20 protein-coding genes are annotated in these 22,917 nt (G+C 42.0%); 10 read left to right on the top strand and 10 right to left on the bottom strand.

All coding sequences use genetic code 11. The annotated features are described in order from the left end of the window. Positions 1–58: 58 nt before the first annotated feature. The 4 genes from JMY00_RS06680 to JMY00_RS06665 all read right to left on the bottom strand — a co-directional run bounded on the left by JMY00_RS06680 (position 59) and on the right by JMY00_RS06665 (position 6,322). Complete coding sequence (locus JMY00_RS06680; protein ID WP_240990676.1) at positions 59–847, bottom strand: CPBP family intramembrane glutamic endopeptidase; 789 nt, start codon at positions 845–847, stop codon at positions 59–61. 68 nt (positions 848–915) lie between these two features. After that, positions 916–1,806, bottom strand: a complete 891-nt coding sequence (locus tag JMY00_RS06675; protein ID WP_201579562.1) for an alpha/beta hydrolase — start codon at positions 1,804–1,806, stop codon at positions 916–918. 280 nt (positions 1,807–2,086) lie between these two features. Beyond that, complete coding sequence (gene sppA / locus JMY00_RS06670) at positions 2,087–3,139, bottom strand: signal peptide peptidase SppA (protein WP_201579561.1); 1,053 nt, start codon at positions 3,137–3,139, stop codon at positions 2,087–2,089. 222 nt (positions 3,140–3,361) lie between these two features. Continuing rightward, entirely contained in the window at positions 3,362–6,322 is a 2,961-nt protein-coding gene (locus JMY00_RS06665) for a ComEC/Rec2 family competence protein (RefSeq protein WP_240990675.1), read from the bottom strand. A gap of 245 nt (positions 6,323–6,567) precedes the next feature. Between JMY00_RS06665 and JMY00_RS06660 the strand changes: the two genes are divergently transcribed. Then, a complete protein-coding gene (locus JMY00_RS06660; RefSeq protein WP_240990674.1) occupies positions 6,568–7,140 on the top strand; it encodes a DUF2062 domain-containing protein in 573 nt (190 codons plus the stop codon). 58 nt (positions 7,141–7,198) lie between these two features. Here the strand turns inward: JMY00_RS06660 and JMY00_RS06655 are convergent, their stop codons facing one another. The 3 genes from JMY00_RS06655 to JMY00_RS06645 form a co-directional block, all read right to left on the bottom strand. Then, on the bottom strand, positions 7,199–7,504 hold the full coding sequence (locus JMY00_RS06655; RefSeq protein ID WP_057760791.1) for a hypothetical protein: 306 nt from the start codon (positions 7,502–7,504) through the stop codon (positions 7,199–7,201). Between the two features lie 177 nt (positions 7,505–7,681). Then, positions 7,682–8,362, bottom strand: a complete 681-nt coding sequence (gene lolD, locus JMY00_RS06650) for a lipoprotein-releasing ABC transporter ATP-binding protein LolD (protein ID WP_057760792.1) — start codon at positions 8,360–8,362, stop codon at positions 7,682–7,684. A gap of 57 nt (positions 8,363–8,419) precedes the next feature. Then, on the bottom strand, positions 8,420–9,655 hold the full coding sequence (locus JMY00_RS06645; protein ID WP_102092330.1) for a lipoprotein-releasing ABC transporter permease subunit: 1,236 nt from the start codon (positions 9,653–9,655) through the stop codon (positions 8,420–8,422). 443 nt (positions 9,656–10,098) lie between these two features. Between JMY00_RS06645 and JMY00_RS06640 the strand changes: the two genes are divergently transcribed. Next, positions 10,099–11,073: a hypothetical protein gene (locus JMY00_RS06640; protein WP_201579559.1), complete on the top strand. Its 975-nt coding sequence runs from the start codon at positions 10,099–10,101 to the stop codon at positions 11,071–11,073. A 146-nt stretch (positions 11,074–11,219) separates the two neighbouring features. Here the strand turns inward: JMY00_RS06640 and JMY00_RS06635 are convergent, their stop codons facing one another. Then, a complete protein-coding gene (locus tag JMY00_RS06635; RefSeq protein WP_057760797.1) occupies positions 11,220–11,609 on the bottom strand; it encodes an SCP2 sterol-binding domain-containing protein in 390 nt (129 codons plus the stop codon). Positions 11,610–12,475: 866 nt separating this feature from the next. Here JMY00_RS06635 and ccoN point away from each other — a divergent pair. The 6 genes from ccoN (at position 12,476) to JMY00_RS06605 (ending at position 18,663) form a co-directional block, all read left to right on the top strand. Continuing rightward, entirely contained in the window at positions 12,476–13,957 is a 1,482-nt protein-coding gene (ccoN, locus tag JMY00_RS06630) for a cytochrome-c oxidase, cbb3-type subunit I (RefSeq protein ID WP_057760799.1), read from the top strand. A gap of 9 nt (positions 13,958–13,966) precedes the next feature. Then, complete coding sequence (gene ccoO, locus JMY00_RS06625; RefSeq protein ID WP_102093628.1) at positions 13,967–14,605, top strand: cytochrome-c oxidase, cbb3-type subunit II; 639 nt, start codon at positions 13,967–13,969, stop codon at positions 14,603–14,605. Further along, positions 14,605–14,784, top strand: a complete 180-nt coding sequence (locus JMY00_RS06620; RefSeq protein WP_057760804.1) for a CcoQ/FixQ family Cbb3-type cytochrome c oxidase assembly chaperone — start codon at positions 14,605–14,607, stop codon at positions 14,782–14,784. The genes ccoO and JMY00_RS06620 overlap by 1 nt, the downstream gene beginning before the upstream one ends. Further along, on the top strand, positions 14,784–15,932 hold the full coding sequence (locus JMY00_RS06615) for a c-type cytochrome (protein ID WP_201579558.1): 1,149 nt from the start codon (positions 14,784–14,786) through the stop codon (positions 15,930–15,932). Before JMY00_RS06620 ends, JMY00_RS06615 begins: the two co-directional genes overlap by 1 nt. A 527-nt stretch (positions 15,933–16,459) precedes the next feature. Next, positions 16,460–17,869 (top strand): cytochrome c oxidase accessory protein CcoG, encoded by a 1,410-nt coding sequence (gene ccoG / locus JMY00_RS06610; RefSeq protein ID WP_201579557.1) that lies wholly within the window; start codon positions 16,460–16,462, stop codon positions 17,867–17,869. 212 nt (positions 17,870–18,081) lie between these two features. After that, the gene (locus JMY00_RS06605) at positions 18,082–18,663 is read left to right on the top strand and encodes a FixH family protein (protein WP_201547827.1); all 582 of its coding nucleotides are present in this window, start codon (positions 18,082–18,084) and stop codon (positions 18,661–18,663) included. A 125-nt stretch (positions 18,664–18,788) separates the two neighbouring features. Here the strand turns inward: JMY00_RS06605 and ttcA are convergent, their stop codons facing one another. Then, complete coding sequence (gene ttcA, locus JMY00_RS06600; protein ID WP_201579556.1) at positions 18,789–19,958, bottom strand: tRNA 2-thiocytidine(32) synthetase TtcA; 1,170 nt, start codon at positions 19,956–19,958, stop codon at positions 18,789–18,791. 287 nt (positions 19,959–20,245) lie between these two features. Between ttcA and queC the strand changes: the two genes are divergently transcribed. After that, positions 20,246–21,022, top strand: a complete 777-nt coding sequence (gene queC, locus JMY00_RS06595) for a 7-cyano-7-deazaguanine synthase QueC (protein ID WP_201579555.1) — start codon at positions 20,246–20,248, stop codon at positions 21,020–21,022. Positions 21,023–21,401: 379 nt separating this feature from the next. Then, positions 21,402–21,731 carry a hypothetical protein gene (locus JMY00_RS06590; protein ID WP_201579554.1) on the top strand — a complete coding sequence of 110 codons (330 nt, stop codon included), beginning with the start codon at positions 21,402–21,404 and terminating at the stop codon, positions 21,729–21,731. 424 nt (positions 21,732–22,155) lie between these two features. On the opposite strand, the gene JMY00_RS06585 is transcribed toward JMY00_RS06590, so the two are convergent. Continuing rightward, positions 22,156–22,713 (bottom strand): hypothetical protein, encoded by a 558-nt coding sequence (locus JMY00_RS06585; protein WP_201579553.1) that lies wholly within the window; start codon positions 22,711–22,713, stop codon positions 22,156–22,158. Positions 22,714–22,917 lie beyond the last annotated feature (204 nt).

Here is a 22,917-nt window from a genome sequence, read left to right as displayed (position 1 = left end):
ATATCTAACTGGCTCGATAGAATTTACATGCCAGCCATCGTTGTGGTCAGCATTTTATCTACGCCGCTTGCACAATATACTGCCACATCGCTGCACCATTATTGACAATGTGCAGTACGATTGGCAGTAATAGCGAGCCTGACTTAATCCGTGCATAGCAAAATATCAATGCCAATACTACGATAGTACTAATCTCATAGATACCATATTGCACATGAATCACAGCAAATATCAAACTTGTCACAATGCTTGCGACAATCGCCCCATGATTCGCTGAATATGATGGAGCTGTGAACTGTTCTGCGATGGCTGACCACAATATACCGCGAAAGATAACTTCTTCATAAATTGGTGCGACGACCACCATGGCAAACACCAACAGCCAAACCGAAATGACAGACTGATAGAGTGGATCAACAAACACCAACGGCGTCATATCGAGTACATACGTCAGCGCCTGACTGGCAATCATAAATATCAGTAGCAACCCAAGCATGCCTATACCCACCGACAGTGAGAACGGTTTTAGTGCTAAATATTGACACAGACTGCCACCTTTTAAACGAATGATAAGCATGCTAATTGCCACTAGCAATACACAGCCGATAAGTATAGACAGGCTCACGACCGTTCCATCATTACTACCAAAATAGAATATACGCCCTATCGATGTCCTTTCATCGGGAGGTAATATCAGCTTGCCAGCGACATAAACGCCTACCAACTGACTGATAAAAAACGCAAGCACCATTCCCACTGTTAGCACGAATGTACCCACGCGCGAAAATAGTGGCAGAGACTTAGGTGAGGCAGTCGTACTAGATGGTACAGTTAGGTTCTTTGGCATAAAGGTATCACTTAAGAATACTCTGGTCGCTCGTATCTATTACAAGCATGACTGATGATATGTTGCGTTTATTTTGACAATTGCTGCTTGATCAATCCTAGCACCTGCGTTGAGACAGACTCTGGATGCTCAAGTGGGAACATATGGCCCCCTTCGTGAGTCTCATAAGGAATACCCAAGCGCGATTTTATCTGCTGCGGAAAGCGACGTTTCAAAAAGATACTGTCTTGACCAATGATTAAAGTCACAGGCACTTTAGGGCCGCGGTTTGGTGCAAGCCAATACCAAGATGGATTGGTACGGAAAACAGCAACTTCGCTGGCTTTAGGGATAGCCAATGTCACTTTGCCATCCGCGCGCTCATGCAAGCCGTGATCGATATATCCTTGAAAGCTACGCTCATTAAAATTCTTAAAAAACCCTTTATGCCGCATTTTCTCATATGCTTCATCCCGGCTATCCCACACATCACGGCGATGCTTAGACACGCCAGCTGGTGACAGTTTGTCCATCAGACGATTATTCATGAGCGGTAATCTGTCTGCTGTCTTTGCCAAATGCCATAACAAACTGACTTTGCCATAAATCCAAGGCGGGTCCATAAGCACCGCTTGTGCAAATAGTTCAGGCTGACGATACGTGGCCTGCAACGTACACATGGCCCCAAGCGAATGCCCCACTCCTACTACCTGTGCAACGCCATGCTTTTTGCAGGCACTGTTTACGCTATCAATGATTTGCTGCGTCAAACTGCGCCAATGATCGTCCACTGGGTAATCGGGCGTATCACCCAACATCGCAATATACTCAATCGTAAAAAATTCTGATAAACCTTTAAAGAACGGCTCATATACCGCACTTGGCACTCCATTAGCATGAGCAAAATGCAGCACAGGTTTATTGGTTATTTTAGAGACAGGTAGTTTAGCAAAGGACTGCGAATTTATTTCATCACTCATGACAGACTCTCGTAGGATCGTTTATGTTATATATTATTTTAATGATTGAACCTTGTACCATTATTAAAACTAATACCATCAAAACTACCCTAATCAAAACCAATAACGTTTATATGGCAAGTTTGACGACTGTGTTTGATGGTTATAGTTGTATAGCTAATTTAATCAGGCTATCACTCAGACCAAGGTTTTTTATTTGGTATTGCATACAATTAAGGCTGAGCACAATTATATGCTCAGCCTTAACAATCATACACATTATATCTAAAACATAAAACGCTTAACGCATCTGCCCAGTGTTGCTTTCTTGTGGCAATACATCAAGACTAACGCTAGAGCCAATACCTGCACCTAACTTCACTGCAAAACGGTCCATAAACATTTGGAACGGATCAGTTGGGCTATAGCTAATGATCGTATCAAGGTCTAGTTGCTTACTTAGACTTGTGATACTACCTGTTTTGTCTGCTAGGCCTAGCTCAATAGACTGCTCACCTGTCCAGAATAGCCCTGAGAACAGTTTGTTTTGTTCAGGATTTTTCAGACGGTCGCCGCGCCCTTCTTTGACAGCGTTGATGAAATGCTTGTGCGTGTTTGCTAGTACTTTTTCGACATGATTTTCTTCATAGTCAGTCAACGGACGAGATAAGCTTAAGATATCTTTATACTCACCAGCCGTAATCGTACGATCTTCTACGCCAACTTTGTCCATCAAGCCTTTAACATTATAGCTTGGCATAATGACACCGATAGAGCCGACCAAACTTGATGGATTGACATAAATCTCATCAGCGGCAGATGCAATATAATAAGCACCTGAAGCACCGATATCACCAATCACTGCGTAAAGCTTTTTGTCTGGGTACTCTTGGCGTAAGTCCATCATTGTCTGCCAAATCTCGTCAGACTGTACCGGTGAACCGCCAGGTGAATTGATATCTAAGGCCACTGCTTTTGAGTTACTGTTTGCAAAAGCGTCTCTCAAGGCTTCGTTAACATCATACGCATTCGCCACATCATCATTACTGATAACACCTTGTAGCTCAACCACTGCCAAATGTGGGTCGCTAGTATCGACTGCGTCCGTACCTGTTGGCGCACTGCTGCAACCACGACCAAGAGTCAAAAATATCAATAAGATATAACCAAAAGTCAGTAGTTTAAAAAAGATACTCCAGCGACGAGCGCGGCGCTGCTCAACCACACTCGCTAATAACGTGTTTTCCAGCACCTTCCATTCTTGTCCACTTGGCGGGCTTGGTTGCTGCAGTTGCGTTGGCTGATTTGCCGAGTTATCAGGACGTTTGTTAGGGTCTGGTGGCCAGTTGGGCATATAACTTCCTAAGTTAGAAACAATCTAAAACAATAAAATGAGGTTGTCGAGAAATACAGCTAAAGCGGTGATGTATACCTGATACTGTCTCACCATATTTGTGACTTATGTTAATAGTCAGTGACCTGTATTAATAGGCTGCTAAGTATGGTGGTATTTCGATATTGGTTCAATAGTATAACTGTGAAATATCACTATATTGTAACGCTGATAATATAAGCCTTACTTTTGAAGGTTAGTAGTTTCGGCAGTGGGAATGTTATCAATGTTATTTAGCGATAATGCCGCGTCTAACGGCTTATTATCATAGGTTATAACTTCATCGACTCCCTGATGACTTATGACATCGCCTGTAATTTGCGAGGCACTATGACCAAGCCAACGTGTATTTTTGAATAGCATGTCATCATTATCCGATTCAACTGAACATAGTAATGACCACAGTTGCCAAACGCGTTGATGAGTAGCAGTATCTAGAATCAAACGCGACTGGGAAGACGCTGACTGTTTGCCAGTTAACTGATTAGTGGCTATTTGTGCTTGAAGGCTAACAGGTGAATTGGCAGGTAACGAATTGAGTGGGTCTGCCGCATTGTATCTTAGAACGCGTATAGGCAGATTAGTATCAAGAGCAATCGTACAATCCCAAACGCTGGTATCACCTATCTTGGTCCAACCAGTAATGGCCTGTACTGACAATTCATCGTTAGTCGACTGCCATGTTTTGCCTTGCTCACAACGTTGAGCACTGATAGTGGGCGTATCTTCAGATTGTCTAACTGTTTTATAAGCTTGCTGAAATGTAGACCAACGATCAGAACGCCCTGCTTGCCAATATTGGCTAATGGTTAAGCGGTCATTTAATTGAGCAACAGTCATCGGTAGTAATTCAGAATTTTCGGTATTAGCAATACTCTTATTGTCAGGAATTAACGTATCCGTCAGGCCGGTACTGCTACTCTGTACGACAATACTCTCTAAATTATTGACAGATAAACTGCCCAATTGCTGCTTTAAATTTTCAGATAATTTGTCTGCTGTCAGGTTACTTGGCATCGTTCGTGTAGAGGCTGGTCTATGATCAGCTAAGAACAACCAATTGGTACTGTCTTCATTAGAAGTAGGATATTGCAGCAATGCCGCCGTTATATACGAATCACCCGTTGGCAAAATATATAGGGTCGGTACCGTGACGAATGACTGCTGATTAGCATACACTGTCATTATCAGTAACGTTAATGGTGGCAACATCAACCAACGACTGAGTAAACCTCGTGGCAACAGCCAAGGCAATGCACTTAGCAAAGCCATCGATAGTATCGCGATATTAACTGGTGTATAGAGCCACGCATCCGATAGCGCTGGCAATGACGTCAGCCAACTCATCAAATCGTGTAGATGACCAACTATCGTACTAATAATTACCCAAAGAATATCAGCGATACTTGGCACCAAAAGATAATACAACCCGGCTAATAAATTGAGCGGTACAATCACCCAACCAAATAGCCCGATAGCAAATAAATTGATGAAAAGGCCCCATAACGATGCCTTACCAAATAGAAGCAACGTAACGGGTAATAAAGTAAGAAACAGCCAAAACTGTAGTTTAAACACACGCTTAATCATTTGCCAAACACGGTTAGATAGCGCGTTATTGATATGAGTACGTGGCTTATCATCGTATAAATTCGTTGCAGCAGTAGTCTGGTGCTGATACGACGTATCGTCATACTTGAGTAATAACGCCACTGCAATAAAAGATAGCCAATACCCTGCCTGCCACAATGCGTAAGGGTCACCCCAAGCCATCAATACAGCTAGCGCTAATAGCACGCGCATCGTACTGATAGGAAGTAATGTTAGTCTAACGAATCCAATCGCTAATAACATCCAAGCCGTACGAGCAGCAGGCACGTCAAAACCAGTAAATAGCGCATAAATAAAAGCGGCACCGATCATTACCCACCAGCGCACTTGCCAACGCGGAATACGACGATAAATCGTTGAATAATTACGATCAAACAGCAGTACAACTATGCCTGCCAATACAATAGCTAAAAACAGTACGTGCGTGCCTGAAATAGCGAGCAGATGTGAGATACCCGCCAGTTGATATAAGTCCTTAGTATCACGATTAATCAAGCTACGATCACCCGTGAGCAGACTTAATGTCACGGCTTTTGCTTGTTGCTCTGCTGTCGTTTGTGCTGACCAGTCTTGATAGAAATGCTGTCGTAATCGCCAACGCCCCTGATCGATACGAGTACGAAAGCGCTGAAGATATGAATCAGAGTCTAGCAACTGCTTGAGACGTTTTCTATCGCTGATTTCATTGCTAATTTCGCGACTATTTACCAATGTAGGGCTAACGGCCAAAATATTTGCAACGCCATCAATATGCCGACCTCGTAACCAGCGATAACTGTCAAAGCCAGTAGGGTTATTGACTGCTTGCTCAGAAGTCGCTAACGGCGCCAGTGCTAGGCTCATGAATATCTCATCACCGGGCTGCAAATCGTTTAAGGCTGCAAACTGGCTATCATTTGCAGACTTTCTTGGATAGGCGTTAAGTAGGACTCGGTGTTCGCTGACTTTGATACTGACTTCATTGGAATTAACATCGTAATTTCTGCTTAGGCTATTTTTATTCACATCTAAGTAGTCGGATGTTTTAGTTGCTAACTCTTGGGGCTTTAGCTCAGCGACTAACGGAGTGATATTCGTTATCACCGCTACTTGTCTATAACCGCTATCTGTAGCAGCATCATAAACACTGTCGCTCAACCCTTCGATACGCACGAATGCATGTACTCGTATCGGTGCAGTTATTTCAGTGGTTTCTGCTTGTTGATGAGTAACCAAAGCTTGCAATGCGCTGCCTATCACTAACGCAGTCGCTAACAAAGCTAAGACCAAGTGTCTAATAATTCGGAAAGGAAGTTTAGTATGACGAGATGCGTTGTTAAAGGTACTGTTATCAGCGCTGTGGCTGTCTATCGAGGGTATGTTGAATTGAGCAGAAGCCAACAGAAATATAGCAAATACAATCAGCGCCAAAAACAGATTGGACGGATCAATCATATCTAGCAAAGATAAGTCGGTTGGCATTATCACATTATCTGCGACTGCCAATACGCCCATCATAACTATAATTATGAGACTACCAATCAACCAGTACACCAGCACTCCTTGCTTGATGACTTAAATATTATTCGGCCAAATATGGTTACTTACTATAGCAAATGACACGCGATGCAATAGCATTTATATTTATATTACCCTATACTGAGGCAACGTATTAGGTGGTAACTATCTGACACCACCATTCTGTGTGTTCTAACCTTTATCCTAATCACCATATATTACTTTATACCAGCTTCTCAATACCATTGAGTAGACTGTAGTTAATGATTAAAGGCGATCCTGTGCCCCAAAAACGTCTAAAAGACCTACTTCCTACACCAGAGAAAATCTTAGAAAGTCGCACTTTAAAGCTGTTTGCACCGCACTTGGCTGATCCAAGGTTATGGCATTTCAATCGACACAGCCTAAATAAGGCCGTCTATATCGGTGTATTGAGTGCATTTTTCCCGCTGCCAGGACAGATGTTACTGGCACTTATTGGCTCGCTTATTTTTCGTGCCAATGTTCCTATGGCGCTTGGTTTGACGTGGATTACTAACCCAGTCACTAGCTTACCCATCTTCTATGCTGGATATTATATCGGTGCAAAGATTATTGATGCACCTATGATTAGCTTACGATTCATCGGTAGAATGATTGCTGATTTTAGCTTATGGGCATTATCAAATGGTGCCAATCCGTTCATTACTTATCGCGGTACAGTATCGCTTGCTGCATTTTGTATCGGGCTAACGATTTTAGCTGTGGTCACCAGTCTTATTTGCGGATTGGCATTTAAGGCCATTTGGCGTTATAAAACCGTGGCTAGTTGGCAGAAACGTCAGCAAAAACCTTCTGACGAAGCAGATAAGTAATCTATCTTCATTACACGGCTATAACGCTTACGCCCTAGCTAAGCTTAGCTAGCAAAGCTTATTCTTCTTTACTGTTCTCTATAGCATTCAAAACTTTGTCAGTGAAATTGCTATCCATCGGTACAATCTCAATGACTTCATCATTTTTGCAGAGCGTATAACGTTTACCTGTCGCGCTGTCTTGAACTTTTAGGTCATAATCAACCCCAGCCAAAGTGATGGCATCAAACACAGGTGTTAGTAGCTCAGTTTGCGCCTGTCTATCGAGCGTTTCGAACAAAGTTGGATCGATGTAAGGCTTTAACGGCTCATCACCCTCTTCTGCACTGCCAAAAGCCGCAATTGGATTATCATCTTCACGCATTTTACGCATCCTTATAAAATAGATAAGGCGGCTGGCTCACAACCGCTTAATCGCTAGTTTCTATGATATATTTTATTAATAATACAACAATAACTCTTGAATATGACAGCCATCACATCCATGACAAACGCCAATAGATGCGTTTCAGTCAGTTTTTCGACCTAATATAAAAAACTATCAATACTGTTCCCAATGCCCATTGCGTAGCAATAACTGACGGTCAGCAAGAGCAGCTAAATTGCGATCATGCGTCACCATAAGTAGCGCGGTTTGCATGGTGCTTTGTAGCTCTGACAACAGGCCAAAGACGCTTTGTGCATTGTCGTAGTCCAAGTTACCTGTTGGCTCGTCCGCCAAAATAAGCGATGGCTTAGTCACTAGCGCGCGTGCAATCGCTACACGTTGGCGCTCGCCACCTGATAGCTCACCTGGTCTATGCATCAAACGATGCTCCAGACCGACATTTTCTAGAATCTCAACTGCTTGCTTACGAGCATCAGTTGTTGATACTTCTGGACGCATCAGCAATGGCATAGCTACGTTTTCGATTGCTGTAAACTCTGCCAAAAGGTGGTGAAACTGATAAATAAAGCCCAAATGCTTGTTGCGCATAGCTCCGCGCTCAGTTTCATTCATGCTATTTAATAACTGACCATGCAACCAAACTTCACCACTGGTTGGCGTATCTAGACCACCAAGCAAATGTAGCAACGTACTTTTACCTGAACCGCTAGTTCCAACGATAGCGATGCGCTCACCCGCATGAACAGTCAGATCAAGACCAGTCAATACTTGCGTACTGACTGCGCCTTCATCGTATATCTTATTGATATTGGTCGCCTCTAAAATGGCAGACATAGCGCTTCCTTTATTTTATTTATTTCGGTATTTATTTCGATATTTAGGCGTTTGCGATTACTCATAGCGTAGCGTTTGAGCAGGCTGAATCTTAGCCGCTCGGCGCGCTGGATAAATCGTTGCCAAAAAGCTCAGTACAAACGATGCACCTGTGATTAATACCACATCTAACAAACGCAACTGCGATGGCAAGTAATTGACAAAATACGCATCAAACAGGTTCAGACCAAAGGCTTGATTAATAAAGCCTAAAATATCGCTGACCGTAAGTGCAAATATCACACCCAGTATCGTACCAGCGATAGTACCGATAACACCGATGACCACACCTTGGACCATAAAGACTTGCGTAATCAAACGAGGAGAGGCACCAAAGGTTTTTAAGATTGCGATATCTGCTTTTTTATCGGTCACTAGCATGACCAGACTTGAGACAATATTAAAAGCGGCAACTAAGATAATCAAAAATAGTAATAGGCCGACCATGGCTTTTTCCATTTGAATTGCCCCAAACAGATTGCCATGGGTCTGTGTCCAGTCATTTGGATATAGCTTCTCAGGTGCGATAGCAGCCGCTTTTTCCGCAGCTATCGGCGCAGTAAAGATATCGTTCAGCTTCATGCGTACGCCCTGCGCGCCTTCTGGCAAACGCAGTAATTTTGCCGCATCTCCCATCGGGATAAACGCCATGAGACTGTCTACTTCTGGGCTGATCGTAAAGATGCCTGTCAGAGTAAAACGCTTAAATCGCGGTATCACACCTGCTGGTGATGGTGACGCCTCTGGCAATACCAGCGTCACTTTATCCCCTATTTGCAGACCCAAAGACTGCACCATCTCCTCGCCCAACACGATACTGAAATCACCACTCTTCAGGGTGTCAATACTACCTTCAATCATGTGCTCGTTGATGATGGAGACGTTTTTTTCGTATTCAGGCTCGACGCCTGTCACCATGATACCTGCGACCTGACCATTTGATGTCAGCATCCCTTGCAGTTGAATGAATGGTGCCACAGCTGCCACTTCTGGGTCTTCTTTGATCTGATCAGCGAGCTGTTCCCAGTCGCCAATAATTTCTGATGAGACCACAGTAGCCTGCGGTACCATTCCCAAAATACGGGTTTTCAGTTCACGGTCAAAGCCGTTCATCACTGATAGCACCGTAATCAATACGGCAACCCCAAGCGTCAGACCAATCATCGATATGAGTGATATAAAGGAGATAAAGCCATTACTACGTTCTGCTCGGGTATATCGTAAGCCGATAAATAACGCTAAAGGACGAAACATATTCAAACTCTTTATCTTATCTACGTGCGACTTTATATAGGTTGCATAACGAGCAGTAGTAAATGCATCATACAGTTGCTACTACTCACATATAAATCAAACACAAAAACAGGGTGTCAGACGAGCCAATAATAGCTGTCAAAAGGGAGCTAGTTTGACACAAACTAGCTGATATGTGCCAGTCATTAGCAACAACTGAGAGTATTTTTTACCAAAAAACTGGGTTTTGTTATTATTTTTTATAGGGGGCTTGCTATTAGCTGTACCAATACCTATATATTATATGCTAAAGACAATTGTCATTAACCCCTCATTGAGGTTTCTGATTTTTTACTGGCTAGGCTGCTGACCATCATAAACCAATCATTTAAAATGTTGGATGGCACACAAGCAAACACAGTATTATACACAAACCTCACGCTGACTTAATTTTGAGTATTTTCATGACCATAAATTATCAATACAAAAACATTCAATCTCCTACCAAGATCACGTTGACCGATGAGCAGTCTGCAGGTCACGCCGATCACTGGCGTATTCTGACCGATGATATGAGTCATGATGTGCCTGAATGGCTACAAAAAATGATCGAAGTCGCAGCGATGCCTAAAGGCCTGAACAACAACGTCAGTGCAAAAGACAGCTGCCTGCTTCTATCAGAAGATCAGCCATGTCATATTAATCAAGTGCTCGCGATGAAAGATGGTAAGCCAGAATGCTTTATCAATGCCTATCCTTGTGTCGATAGTCCTTACGGATTGAACTGTAAAATTGAGCGTGTCATCGCCAATGACAACTCACATGATGCTGTGTTGCGCTTACGTACTGCTGATGGCAGCATTATTTATGCGTTTGATCAACTCTATACGACCAATCGTCATCTATATCAACGCGATACCTCTTACTATGTAAACTTTAGTGCTTGGGCGCATGAAATTAAGCTAAGCGAGCAAAACGAAGTCATCATGGTAGAAGACCAAGAGTCTATCCGTTACCATCGAGCCTTTAACGACATCGTGGCAGCAAATGACGGAAAAATCCCTGATAACCTGCAAGAGCAAATCAGCGAATGGAAACCTGAAACCAAAGAACAAATGGCGCCTGTCGAGATTAACTTGGGCCATATGTGCGCTTACTTGTTTGGCGATACGCTAGGACAAGAGGACGAGGCTTGGTGTCAGGGGCAAGTACTTGGCAAACAAGAAACCGTATTTAATGGTAAATCTATCATATTGTTTGATGTGGTGACGCTACGTGAGCAGGATGCAGATCCTTTTGTAGTGCGTATTGGTGCGCTTAATACTGCTGAAACCAATAGTATTAAAGTACATGACTACGTCCAAGCAAACGTATGGCTACAAGCAGCAATATACAAAGAAAACCAATCAAATGCGACGCAGCAGTCAAAAGCTAGCTAGTCTTTTTGAAAGACTTTTTACAGCTTTTTATGCTGCTACTTATGTAATTACCCAATAAAAAAGCCCCTAATATGAATTAGGGGCTTTTTTGTGTCTTATTAACTTACAACGCAAAAACGTAACGTAAAAATCGTACAAATATACGATTAAGCCATCGTCGTCATTGATTTGATGCGAGTGTATAGCTCTTTTTGCTCTGCGCTTGGACGTGCAGTCTGTACGGCCATCAACTGTGACATATCACCTTCGACACGGATTTTGCCACTCATAAACGCACCCATGATTTGATTGGTATCAAAATCAGTGATGATAGACTGTAGAATATCGCGATCTAGTAGCAGTGTCGTTGTTGCATTATCGTTCAAACCGCGATGCAGCAAACCATTTGCAAAATTGGCTTCGATAGTTTTATCAGCTTCAGCCACTTTTAGATTGACGACCATATTGGCAAGTACTGGCGGTAAATTTAACTCACCTGCTTCGTTGCCCATTTTTTCTACTTGCTCAAACCATTCATCTGTCAAAAAAACTGCCATATTATATTATCCTTAATTGATATTCTGTCAGACCAATATCCCTTGAGGCACTATTGGCCTAACTATTAGAATTATTAAAATGATTGCTATCAATAGACCTATGCGATACATAGCCATTAATGACGTTCAGCCTCATTATAAAGGGCGACTTGATAAGAAGTAAAACCTATTTATCGGCTCAGCAATGTTATTGTTACAAAACTTCTTTGCAGGCCTACGCTTATGTCTAGCGAGCGCTTCCCCTAGTCAATTAAAACGAGCATCTAGAATAGTGACAAAATTGTGTATAAAATAGAGGAGTAGCACAGCAATAATAAGTTGCTCGCTAACATTTATACCAAAGAGTTTGTATTTTGGCGCATAGTTCTGATGATATTTAATTAGGATTGCGTTACAATACCCTTAAACAGAGTCGGGAGTTTTAACCAAACATTACATAATCGTGTTTTTTGTCAGCCGCCGCTAGCATACATCTATGGTCAATGCGTTTTAATAGCCCTATAGATATGGGTATCTATCTTCATTAGTACAGATTTTTTCGTAATAATTAAGATACATATTTAGCCTTATGAGATGTTTGATGCTCAAAACGGCGCGTCTTCTTATTTACCTTGATGATCTATTAACAATCCTACTATCGATTGACCTTGAGTAAGGTGCATGAAATGCCTATTTCTATTTATTAGTATTAACTAATAGACAGTAAGGGCCTAAATCGATAGTTAATGACGTCATTGCGCTAAATAAGCCAAAAAACAACATGTGTTGGCGCTAGTATAAATACAAATTTGAGAGTATTTATAGTGCAGACAACATAGATTGTTGGTTAATTCTGTTGATAATTCGGGCTGTAAAGGAATCATCCAATGAGTTTACAAAACACAGCAGTCGCCCCAGTTGACCGTGAGTATGAAATTACTATCGTAAGATTTTTTACGATCATGGCTGTCGTTTGGGGCATCGTCGGCATGAGTCTTGGTGTGTTCATTGCTTCACAGTTAGCATGGCCAGCACTCAACTTTGACATTCCATGGCTGACCTTTAGTCGTTTAAGACCACTGCATACCAATGCGGTGATTTTTGCGTTCGGTGGCTCTGCCCTGTTCGCAACGTCTTACTACATCGTTCAGCGTACCTGTAAGACGCGTTTATTTGCGCCATATTTGGCTTGGTTTACCTTTTGGGGTTGGCAAGCGGTTATCGTATCCGCTGTTATTACCCTTCCTCTAGGTTTGACCTCAACTAAAGAATACGCTGAGCTTGAGTGGCCGATCGATATCCTAATTGCCTTGGTATGGATCTCTTATGCCATTGTATTTTTTGGTACGCTCATCAAACGTAAAACCTCACATATTTATGTGGCTAACTGGTTCTTTGCCGCTTTCATCATTACGATTGCATTACTACACATCGTAAACAGCATGGCGATTCCAGTTAGCGCGTTCAAATCTTACTCGCTATTTGGCGGTGCAACTGATGCGATGGTGCAGTGGTGGTACGGGCATAATGCGGTAGGTTTTTACTTAACGGCAGCCTTCCTTGGAATGATGTATTATTTCGTTCCTGTACAGATTGGTCGTCCTATCTATTCTTATCGTTTGTCTATCGTTCACTTTTGGGCATTGATTGCTTCATATATGTGGGCCGGTGGTCACCATTTGCATTATTCAGCGCTTCCTGATTGGACGCAGTCTCTTGCTATGGTCTTCTCAATCATCCTGTTTGCACCATCTTGGGGTGGTATGATTAACGGTGTACTAACGCTATCAGGTAGTTGGGATAAGCTGCGTACCGATCCGATCATTCGCTTTATGATTGTTGCATTGTCGTTCTACGCGATGTCGACGTTCGAAGGCCCAATGATGTCTATCAAAACAGTGAATGCGCTATCGCATAACACTGACTGGACAGTTGGTCACGTACACTCAGGCGCACTTGGCTGGGTTGGTATGATTACGATTGGTTCGCTATACGTACTGTTACCACGTATTTATAACAAACCGAAGATGTACTCTATCAGCTTAATCACCACGCATTTCTGGCTTGCGACTGCAGGAACGATCTTCTATATCGTGTCTATGTGGATCTCAGGTATTGGCCAAGGCATGATGTGGCTGGCTACTAATCCAGACGGTACTTTGGTATATAGCTTCGTTGATACTGTTGAATTCTCGCATTTCCCATATATTGGCCGTGCATTTGGTGGCTTCTTATATGTATCGGGTATGTTTGTAATGGCTTATAACTGCTATAAAACACTCAAAATGCCAGAAGGTAAGCCTGTAGATGTCGCTGATCCAACGGATCATGAACCTAGTGTCGAAAAACCTTCGACAGCTAACGTATAAGGAGCGATCATGGCTGGTACACCGCATGAAATTATTGAAAAAAATACAGGCTTGTTAGTCATTGGTATCGTGATTGCTATTAGTTTTGCAACGCTAGTTGAAATCGTGCCATTGATCTATGATAACAAGGGTCCTGAAGAAGGTGGGGTGAACGCTCCCCTTCCTGCAATGGAGCCTTGGACAGCGCTTGAATTTGAAGGTCGTGATATTTATATTCGTGAAGGATGTCACGTTTGTCATACTCAAATGGTTCGCCCACTACGTGCAGAAGTTGAACGTTACGGACCATATTCACGTGCCGCTGAGTCGACGTGGGATCATCCATTCTTATGGGGATCGAAACGCACTGGACCAGATTTAGCACGTGTTGGTGGCCGTTATTCTGAAGACTGGCAAAAGCAGCATTTGATTGCACCACGTTCGCTAGTGCCTGAGTCAGTTATGCCAGGTTTCCCTTGGTTAGCGACTAACGAAGTAGATGGCGAAAACGTTCAAGCTAAAATGCGTCTATTCCGCGATCGCTTCGGTGTTCCTTATACTGAAGAAGACATTGAAGGTGCTCCAGATGCAGTGCTTGGCGCTACTGAGCTTGACGCTTTGGTCGCCTATCTACAGCAGTTAGGTACCGCAATGGAAGGACAGCGCTAATGGGTATTGGTGAATTACAAACAATTGCGACCGTTTCTGCCTTTATTGCCTTTGTAGGCGTTGCATGGTGGGCGTATTCGCCAAAAAACAAAAAACGCTTCGAAGAAGATGCACAACTTGCGCTTGATGACGAGGATATAAAATCTCTGTCTGAAGAGCAGCGCAATAAGGATAAATGATGACATTTTTTTGGAGTTCTTGGATCACGCTAATCAGTTTCGGTTGCTGGCTTTTTATTCTTGGCCTTCTGCTGTTTGTACTAAAATACAAACCAGACGTTGAGGAAGACGGTACTACTGGTCATGAATACGATGGTATCCGAGAATACGACAAACCACTTCCTAAATGGTGGTTGGTGATATTTTTTGGCTCGATCGTTTGGGGTGTGGCGTACTGGGTATTCTTTCCAGCTATGTTCCCGAAACACTGGGAAGGTATCGCCACCGTAGAAGTTGACGGTGAGACTGTACCGTGGACCTCTAAAAACGAGTTGTTCAGTGAGCTTGAAAGCAACAACAAAGTATTTACCGATAACTTTGAAAAAAGCATTTTGGTAAAAGCAGACGCTGCAGGTGCGACTGCGACACTTGGTACGCTAAACGAGTTACAAGCGACCATGCGTCGTAGTGAAAATCCGCCAGCAGATCTACAGACTAAAATTGACGAAAAAGTTGCAGAACTTGCTCCTTATGTCGAAAAACTGTCTGAAAATCCAAATGCGTTAAAAGTTGGTAGCCGTTTGTTCCTACAGAACTGTTCTGTATGTCATGGCTCTAACGCTAAAGGTGCGACAGGCTACCCTAACCTAACAGACAATGATTGGTTATATGGCGGCGAAGCTAGCAACATTCTGACCACGCTACATAATGGTCGTATCGGTGGTATGCCTGCTTGGCGCGATCAGATCGGCGAAGACGGTGTACGTGCAGCTTCTGAATATGTATTGTCACTATCTCCGAACAACGGTAGCAAGAGTAACGGTGAACTTGATCAAACTTTGGTTAATCAAGGCGAAGCAATCTTTAAGCAACAGTGTGCACTATGTCACTCTGAAAGCGGTAAAGGTATGATTTCAGCAGGTGCACCAAACTTGACTGACAATATCTGGTTATATGGCGGTGAGCGTGAGACTGTACGTAATACATTACGTTATGGCCGTGCTGGCGTTATGCCTCAGTGGGAAACTAAGCTAGGTAATGAGCGTATCATGCTACTTGCTGCTTATATCTACTCACTATCAGATAAAACAGGCAAATCACCTGAAGCAGCACCGGTTAATGCTGCAGCTACTCAGCCTGTAGCAGCTGAAGAAGCAACTGCTAACTAAGACGTTGTTACTGTACTGAATATGGACGAGATTTAATGAAGGGAGAACTGTTATTGCAGTTCTCCCTTTTGCGTATAGTGGTATTGATTTTCATTTAGAAATGACAATGATGAGCGGCTATAAACACTAGAAATCGTTCTCATATATTCGTTGCTTTTTATGATTATCACCCCATTATTAGTAAGGAGAATGCTAAAATAGCTATTTTTTAAAATAGTCTATTGGTCATGGCTTTATATCGCTCTGACTCAATCACATAACACGATAGTCAATTTCACATAAATCAGATGCAGGCTTGTTTAGTCTACTATTTGTAGTACCTTTGCTCCCCTTTCCTTGCATCAAAACTATGTTGAACCGACTATATTTACAATCGATCATTTGGTAAGCAGATTAGAAGATTTTTTATTGCATTTTCTATCCGCTATTTACTGACATTGATAACATCATACACTCATATACCTCGACGCTAGAGGTGTTTGTTCATCATGCCAGCAGACTGATTCTTTTTTTAAAGAGGCACGTTTATGTCAGCACAACAATCCAATAAAATTCCTGTACAACAAGTCGATCTTGATGCAACCAAGCATCGTGTACACCCAAGGTTTGTCACAGGTTTTTATCAAAATATTCGTGTCATCACGATGTATGCTCTTTTGGCGGCTTTTTTACTTTTGCCATGGCTGCGCTATAATGATAGACAAGCGATATGGTTTGATGTGCCATCACAGCATTACTATATTTTTGGCATGACATTTTTGACGCAAGATTTCTATTTTATTGCTGCATTTGCCATTATTGCCGCGTTTACGCTGTTTATGGTGACGGTATATGCAGGACGCGTTTGGTGTGGTTATGCTTGTCCTCAAACGATATGGACGCATCTATACCAGTATGTTGAAAAATGGGTGATTGGCGATCGTAATAAACGCATCAAGTTTGATAAAGCACCATTAAGTGCGAGCAAGGTATTCAAGCGTACGGTTGTTTATTCAATTTGGTTTTTGCTTTCTGTGATTACAGCAGCGACCTTTGTTAGTTATGTGGCGGGAACAGACTCTCTATATCATAGCTGGCAGTCAATAGGAGTGATTCCATTCCCTGACTGGCCAACGTGGGTATGGGTTTCAATGTTTATCTTCACCTTCGCTACTTATGCCAATGCAGGCTACATGCGTGAGCAGATGTGTGTACAGATTTGTCCTTATGGCCGCTTTCAAAGTGTGATGTTTGATAAAGACACATTGATCGTATCTTATGATTATGAACGCGGTGAGCCGCGCGGCGCTCGTAAAAAAGGTACAAATCCAGAGCACTTAGGCGACTGCATTGAATGTACCATGTGCGTGCAGGTCTGCCCTACTGGTATCGATATTCGTGATGGGTTACAAGTTGCCTGTATCCAGTGTGCGGCTTGTATCGATGCCTGTAATGAAGTGATGGACAAGGTCGGCTATCCGCGTGGACTGATTCGTTATACAACCGAACGTCAGCTGGCAGAAAAAGAGCCAAGCCGCGTACTGCGCCCACGACTATTTGCTTACTTAACATTGTTGGCTGTACTATGTGGCGGCGTTATATATGCGTTAACCGATCGCGTGCCACTGGAAATTGATATCCGCCGTGACCGTAATCAGTTATCGTCTATCAACAATCAAGGCATGATTGAAAATAGCTATATCGTTAAGCTAACCAATAAGACGCAGGATGCTCATACCTACACGATAACATTGACACCGCAAGAAGGGCTAAGCTTAGAGCTGCGCTTTAATGATGTACCATTAGAAGCGGGCGAAAGCTTTGATATGCCAGTCAGTATTTATGGTGATCCTGATGTGATAGAGTTTGGCCAAACACCTGTCACGCTAAATGTGAGCAGCGAAAACGGTAAGTATAAGGTAAGCAAACAAAATATCTTTACGACCCAAGGTCAGTAAATGATTAGCAGACCTATTGTTTAATTTCATGTATATCATTCGGTAGTCTAGCTAGTTCAAGTAGTTAAATAACTATTCTAGCTAAAGACTATCGAATAAATTTTTTACCATTAAACTGGTAGCGCTTAGCCGCCAAATTATCCGTTAATACCATTTATAGATGTCTAATGAACGGCTATCTATTGAATGCGTATCTGATGCATAGGTATTTTATGTCTACTCCAGCACCGAACTTTAAACATCAAGATAAGCAGCCATGGTATAAAAATTACATGGTCGTTATCTTTGTGATTGGCATGCCTGCTGCGGTCGTGATCGCTTGTATTTGGTTTGTTTATTACTCTTACCAGATCCGTGATAGCGTGGTACGTGACGACTGGTATATGGATGGCAAAACGCTCTATCACGATGTGTCTCGTGACAAGCTCACGTATGACTTAGACTTGCATGGACAAATGCAGTTTGCAGAAAATGGCGATATTGTGTTTTATCTTAACTACCCTGAGCAAAGCGTCCAGTCAGGCAAGCTGCTAAACGGCACACCACTTACTTATCCTGATACATTGGAACTTTCTATTTCTCATGCAACGGATATCAAAAAAGACCGCGATGTTGTCCTTAAGCATGTTGAGGGCAATAAATACAGCGCCCAAGTCGATATTGATCCTGTGAAAGCCAAGTATTACCTACAGGTTAGCAATGACGGTAAAGATGATTGGCGTATGCAAGATGTTGCAAAATTGCCTCGCTCAAAGATCAGCTTTGACCCACTACCCGTTTTTGCTAAAAGTTAATGCTGTTATTAGCATCCAGACATAAAAAAACCAGCCATTCATCAAAGATTGGCTGGTTTTTTTGAGCTATTTAGTATTCTACTAATTAATAGGTACTATTTAATCTCGTACTAATTTATAAACTACTAAATCACTGGGTTAATCGTTGGGATTTTCTGTGCTTTACGCTCGTTTTGTACGGCTTTATCCGTCTCTGTTGAATAAGGCTTATCACTAGCGAATTTAGGATTGAACGTTTGCGTCCTTGGTGATACAGGCAAACCAATCTCAGCCAAACTATCCGTCTGCCCAGCTTGAATATTGTCGCCTTCAAATAAACGCTCATCATTATCGCGATCAAGACTGAGTGTTTCAAAGTCAAAAAGCTCACGATCGGCTAACTGTGATGGCGCGACGTTTTGCATGGCCTTAAAGATAGAAGCTAGACGCTGCGGGTGAGCGTCATCCCATTCACGTAGCATATCGTTGATAATAGCACGTTGTAGGTTGGTCTGGCTGCCACACAAATTACAAGGGATGATTGGGAATTCCTTTAACTTGGCATACTCAATGATGTCTTTTTCTTCAACATAGGCCAATGGACGAATCAGCATGTTTTGCTTGTCGTCGCTCAGCAGTTTGGGCGGCATTGATTTGAGCGCACCACCATGGAATAAGTTCAAAAAGAAGGTCGCCAGCATATCGTCACGATGATGGCCAAGGGCAATCTTAGTCGCGCCAATTTGTTTAGCAAAGCCATATAGTGAGCCGCGGCGTAGACGTGAGCACGCCGAGCAGTAAGTCTTGCCTTCTGGCACTACGCTTTTGACGATGCTATAGGTGTCTTTTTCTAAAATATAGTGGGCGATGCCCTGCTCGTTTAGATACGCAGGTAAGATGTCTTCCGGATAGCCTGGCTGCTTTTGATCAAGATTCACCGCGACGATATCAAAATGAATCGGTGCAATGCGTTTTAGCAGCAATAAAATATCAAGTAAGGTATAGCTGTCTTTACCACCCGAAACACAGACCATCACCACATCGCCATCTTCGATCATATTAAAATCGCGGATTGCCCAAGAAACTTGGCGACGCAGCTTCTTTTGTAGTTTACGAAAGTACGCTGACTCGGTAGGTGCTTGCGCATCGGCAAACTGCTCGTCAATCATGTCCTCATCATTGCCATCTTCAGAGACGTCATCGTACTCTCTGCTATCAGTATCGGTGTCCAAAGCCTGACTATCAAAGCTCGTTGCATCCGATACATCATCAGCTTGAGAAGGAATATTTGGCGTAAATAAGGTTGCTGCGGTCATAAGTTACTCAATATCTTTATAAGGGTGATTTTACTATAAAGCGATTTGCGATAAGGCTTTTAAAGCATTATCACCAATGTCATGTGACTGATACTTTAAAAGCTGCGATTATAACAAATATTGCTAACAGATTGAAAAGATGACAGTAATACCGACTTTATTTTATTACGATGCTATTTAAATTTGCTTTGGCAGCTTAGTGACGGGTGATTGGTCGCTTCGTGGTTCTGTAGTAGACGTATTTTTGCTAAAATAGCCGTTTTCGTAAACCAATAATAGATATCACTATGACTAACGTTACTTTGCAAGACACCCCCAATCAAGTATCAGATGCTGATTTAGCTGCCCTTACCAAAAGCCAAAATGCGGTTGTCCTTCTATCAGGCGGTCTCGATTCGGTGACTTGCTTATATTGGGCAAAAGCGCGCTATGCATCAGTGACCGCAGTCAGCTTTAACTATGGTCAGCGTCATAATAGTGAACTTGTGGCCGCAAAGACCATCGCTGAGACAGCAGGCGTCAATCATAGAGTCATCGATATTGATATCGCACAACTGGGTGGTTCATCACTAACAGATCACAGCATGATTGTGCCAGACGGTGATTCGGATAAATTTCCTAGCAAAAAACGCGACGAAATCGATAACGACGCTATTCCAAATACCTATGTGCCTGCACGCAATACTATCTTTTTATCATACGCGTTGGCAGTCGCCGAAGTCGCTGATGCCAATCATATCGTCATCGGTGTCAGCTCAGTTGACTATTCTGGCTACCCTGACTGTCGCCCAGAGTATATAGCTGCCTTTGAACATATGGCCAATCTCGCGACAAAAGCGGGCGTTACTGGTCATCGCTTATCGATTCAAACGCCATTGCAGCAATTATCAAAAGCCCAAACTATTGAGCTTGGTCTGTCATTAGGTGTCGATTACGGACAGACGATTTCTTGTTATCGTGCAGATGCCAACGGTCTTGCTTGCGGTGTTTGTGATAGTTGCGCATTGCGTCGTCAAGGCTTTGCCCAAGCTGGCGTAACCGACCCTACTCATTATCAGTCTTAATTAATTTTAGTCAGTCCTATATAAGTTGGGTACGGTATCAGGCGCGCTTAGTCTACTACTTGTATTACGTTTACTCGCCTATCTTGTACCCAAATCATATAAAGCTAACTATGTATTAGCGCTAAATGTTGCGTAGCATGATTATATGCATCAACATTCGCGCAACATTCGCTTGCATTAATACAGCACGTCGCCATTGTATTTTAATCCGTATACTTGTTATTGTATGAACGATTATGTCTATCCCAAAGCATAAATAGCTAGGCTAGGCTGTGTCTTAAATATTTTTGAAATCAAGACATATCCTAGTCACTCTTATGTGAATAACTTGATTATTGACTAAGATTTACAAACTGACGCCATCTGTAAGAGGACATTTATGAAGCTTTTGCCAATATTACCCCTAGCCTTAGCGGCCATCTTTGCGATACCACAAGCGAACGCTACTGATATTAAGCAGGATAATATTAATGCTTGCGTCAACAACACAGTCAAATACAAAGTTGCTAACAAAAGCGATGCCATCAAACTTTGCAACTGTACTATTGATATCCGCAGTAAAATGACCATTGGTCAAACGTGGGAAATTGAAAGTTACGCGCAAGACAAAAAAGATATTTCAAACTTGCCATATGTAAAAAAAATGTATGAAGAAGGACAGCAATGTAAAGAAGGGTTAAACATTAAGCAACCACAAAAACCTGCTTAAACAGATAATTTACAAAATCTCAAAGACTAACAGTCGTTAGTCTTTTTAATTGCTAGCGATTACCAATAGAGCTACAAATTATGAAATAAATTAATTGGTAGTGTATCCAAAAGTATTCTGATTAAAATTTTAACAACTCTAGAAGCCTTGAAAGGCCTGTAGAATCAGAGGGCTTTCAAGGCTTCTTATTAACTTTTATCGCTATCATACTTTTTAGAACACTACCAATTACTTATATCAGATAACGTATCAAAACCTGAATTCTTTCTCGAAGTTAGGTTTAGTACTTAAATATTATGTATATCTGTTTTAGTGTGGTTAAGCGTCAACAGCCTTTCCAAATAATAGTTAGGCTATCTAGTTTTTAATTTAGCTTTTTTAAACAATATATATGTTTGCTTGGGCTCACATTATATGCCTTTAATTAAAATGCTTGCATCCATCCTAACGGACAAATCATACTGGAAAACGTTTTTATTTCGGGATATAAAGAAACTCCCATCTTCTTGCAGTTTATAGTGTTGTTAAACGAATTATTTTGGTTCATTATTTTATTAAAATTCTGTTGCTCAGCCGCTGACGCTGATCTTTGTGCCGCTACTGCAACTCTTTGATTCGCTTCTAAATTTCTAACTTTTAATGCAAATTCAGCATCTTGAGAATATCCAGGTACGTTAGGTCTTTGTAAAGTATAGACCGTACCACCTGATGGATATATTGGGAACTGAGTTGGATAAAATCCACTAGCGCCACTACTCCATACTCCTTGGCAACGATTACTTATTCCAAAGGTGTTTGGACCTTCTGGACTGTATTCAACATCGTCATAGTAAAGAACTTGAGGAGTATAGCCCATGCTTTGTCCATTACAAATTAGCGAGGCCCCTTGAGGTTGTGAATCAAAACTCAATTTATATTGTTTTGTAGTAGTACATCCTGTCACCAAAAACCCCAGTGCAAATATTAATATTTTTTTCTTCATTACATATCCTTTATCTGTAAAAACAATTACTAAGTATATCTCAATCTCGAAAGTTATTGAAAAAAGAAGAGCATCTCACCAACCTATTTTTTTCGACTAAGAGTACAAATGAATCATGATATGTTCATATAGTCAGTCCAAAATAGAAAAGGTACAATGCTTTTAAACCAAGCAAAGAGAAATATAAAAGACGACCTACTCAGC

It is taken from the genome of Psychrobacter sp. Pi2-52 (assembly GCF_904846705.1).
Taxonomy (GTDB): domain Bacteria; phylum Pseudomonadota; class Gammaproteobacteria; order Pseudomonadales; family Moraxellaceae; genus Psychrobacter.
Note: the sequence above shows the minus strand (reverse complement) of the source record. Positions and strands in the feature narration are given on the sequence as shown.

Excerpts from the sequence above, each read along its gene's own strand:
- ccoN (WP_057760799.1), top strand. The coding sequence starts at position 12,476 with ATGAGTTTACAAAACACAGCAGTCGCCCCAGTTGACCGTGAGTATGAA.
- ttcA (WP_201579556.1), bottom strand. The coding sequence starts at position 19,958 with ATGACCGCAGCAACCTTATTTACGCCAAATATTCCTTCTCAAGCTGAT.
- queC (WP_201579555.1), top strand. The coding sequence starts at position 20,246 with ATGACTAACGTTACTTTGCAAGACACCCCCAATCAAGTATCAGATGCT.
- lolD (WP_057760792.1), bottom strand. The coding sequence starts at position 8,362 with ATGTCTGCCATTTTAGAGGCGACCAATATCAATAAGATATACGATGAA.
- JMY00_RS06675 (WP_201579562.1), bottom strand. The coding sequence starts at position 1,806 with ATGAGTGATGAAATAAATTCGCAGTCCTTTGCTAAACTACCTGTCTCT.
- JMY00_RS06635 (WP_057760797.1), bottom strand. The coding sequence starts at position 11,609 with ATGGCAGTTTTTTTGACAGATGAATGGTTTGAGCAAGTAGAAAAAATG.
- sppA (WP_201579561.1), bottom strand. The coding sequence starts at position 3,139 with ATGCCCAACTGGCCACCAGACCCTAACAAACGTCCTGATAACTCGGCA.
- JMY00_RS06655 (WP_057760791.1), bottom strand. The coding sequence starts at position 7,504 with ATGCGTGAAGATGATAATCCAATTGCGGCTTTTGGCAGTGCAGAAGAG.
- JMY00_RS06680 (WP_240990676.1), bottom strand. The coding sequence starts at position 847 with ATGCCAAAGAACCTAACTGTACCATCTAGTACGACTGCCTCACCTAAG.
- ccoG (WP_201579557.1), top strand. The coding sequence starts at position 16,460 with ATGTCAGCACAACAATCCAATAAAATTCCTGTACAACAAGTCGATCTT.
- JMY00_RS06585 (WP_201579553.1), bottom strand. The coding sequence starts at position 22,713 with ATGAAGAAAAAAATATTAATATTTGCACTGGGGTTTTTGGTGACAGGA.
- JMY00_RS06605 (WP_201547827.1), top strand. The coding sequence starts at position 18,082 with ATGTCTACTCCAGCACCGAACTTTAAACATCAAGATAAGCAGCCATGG.
- ccoO (WP_102093628.1), top strand. The coding sequence starts at position 13,967 with ATGGCTGGTACACCGCATGAAATTATTGAAAAAAATACAGGCTTGTTA.
- JMY00_RS06645 (WP_102092330.1), bottom strand. The coding sequence starts at position 9,655 with ATGTTTCGTCCTTTAGCGTTATTTATCGGCTTACGATATACCCGAGCA.
- JMY00_RS06615 (WP_201579558.1), top strand. The coding sequence starts at position 14,784 with ATGACATTTTTTTGGAGTTCTTGGATCACGCTAATCAGTTTCGGTTGC.
- JMY00_RS06620 (WP_057760804.1), top strand. The coding sequence starts at position 14,605 with ATGGGTATTGGTGAATTACAAACAATTGCGACCGTTTCTGCCTTTATT.
- JMY00_RS06590 (WP_201579554.1), top strand. The coding sequence starts at position 21,402 with ATGAAGCTTTTGCCAATATTACCCCTAGCCTTAGCGGCCATCTTTGCG.
- JMY00_RS06640 (WP_201579559.1), top strand. The coding sequence starts at position 10,099 with ATGACCATAAATTATCAATACAAAAACATTCAATCTCCTACCAAGATC.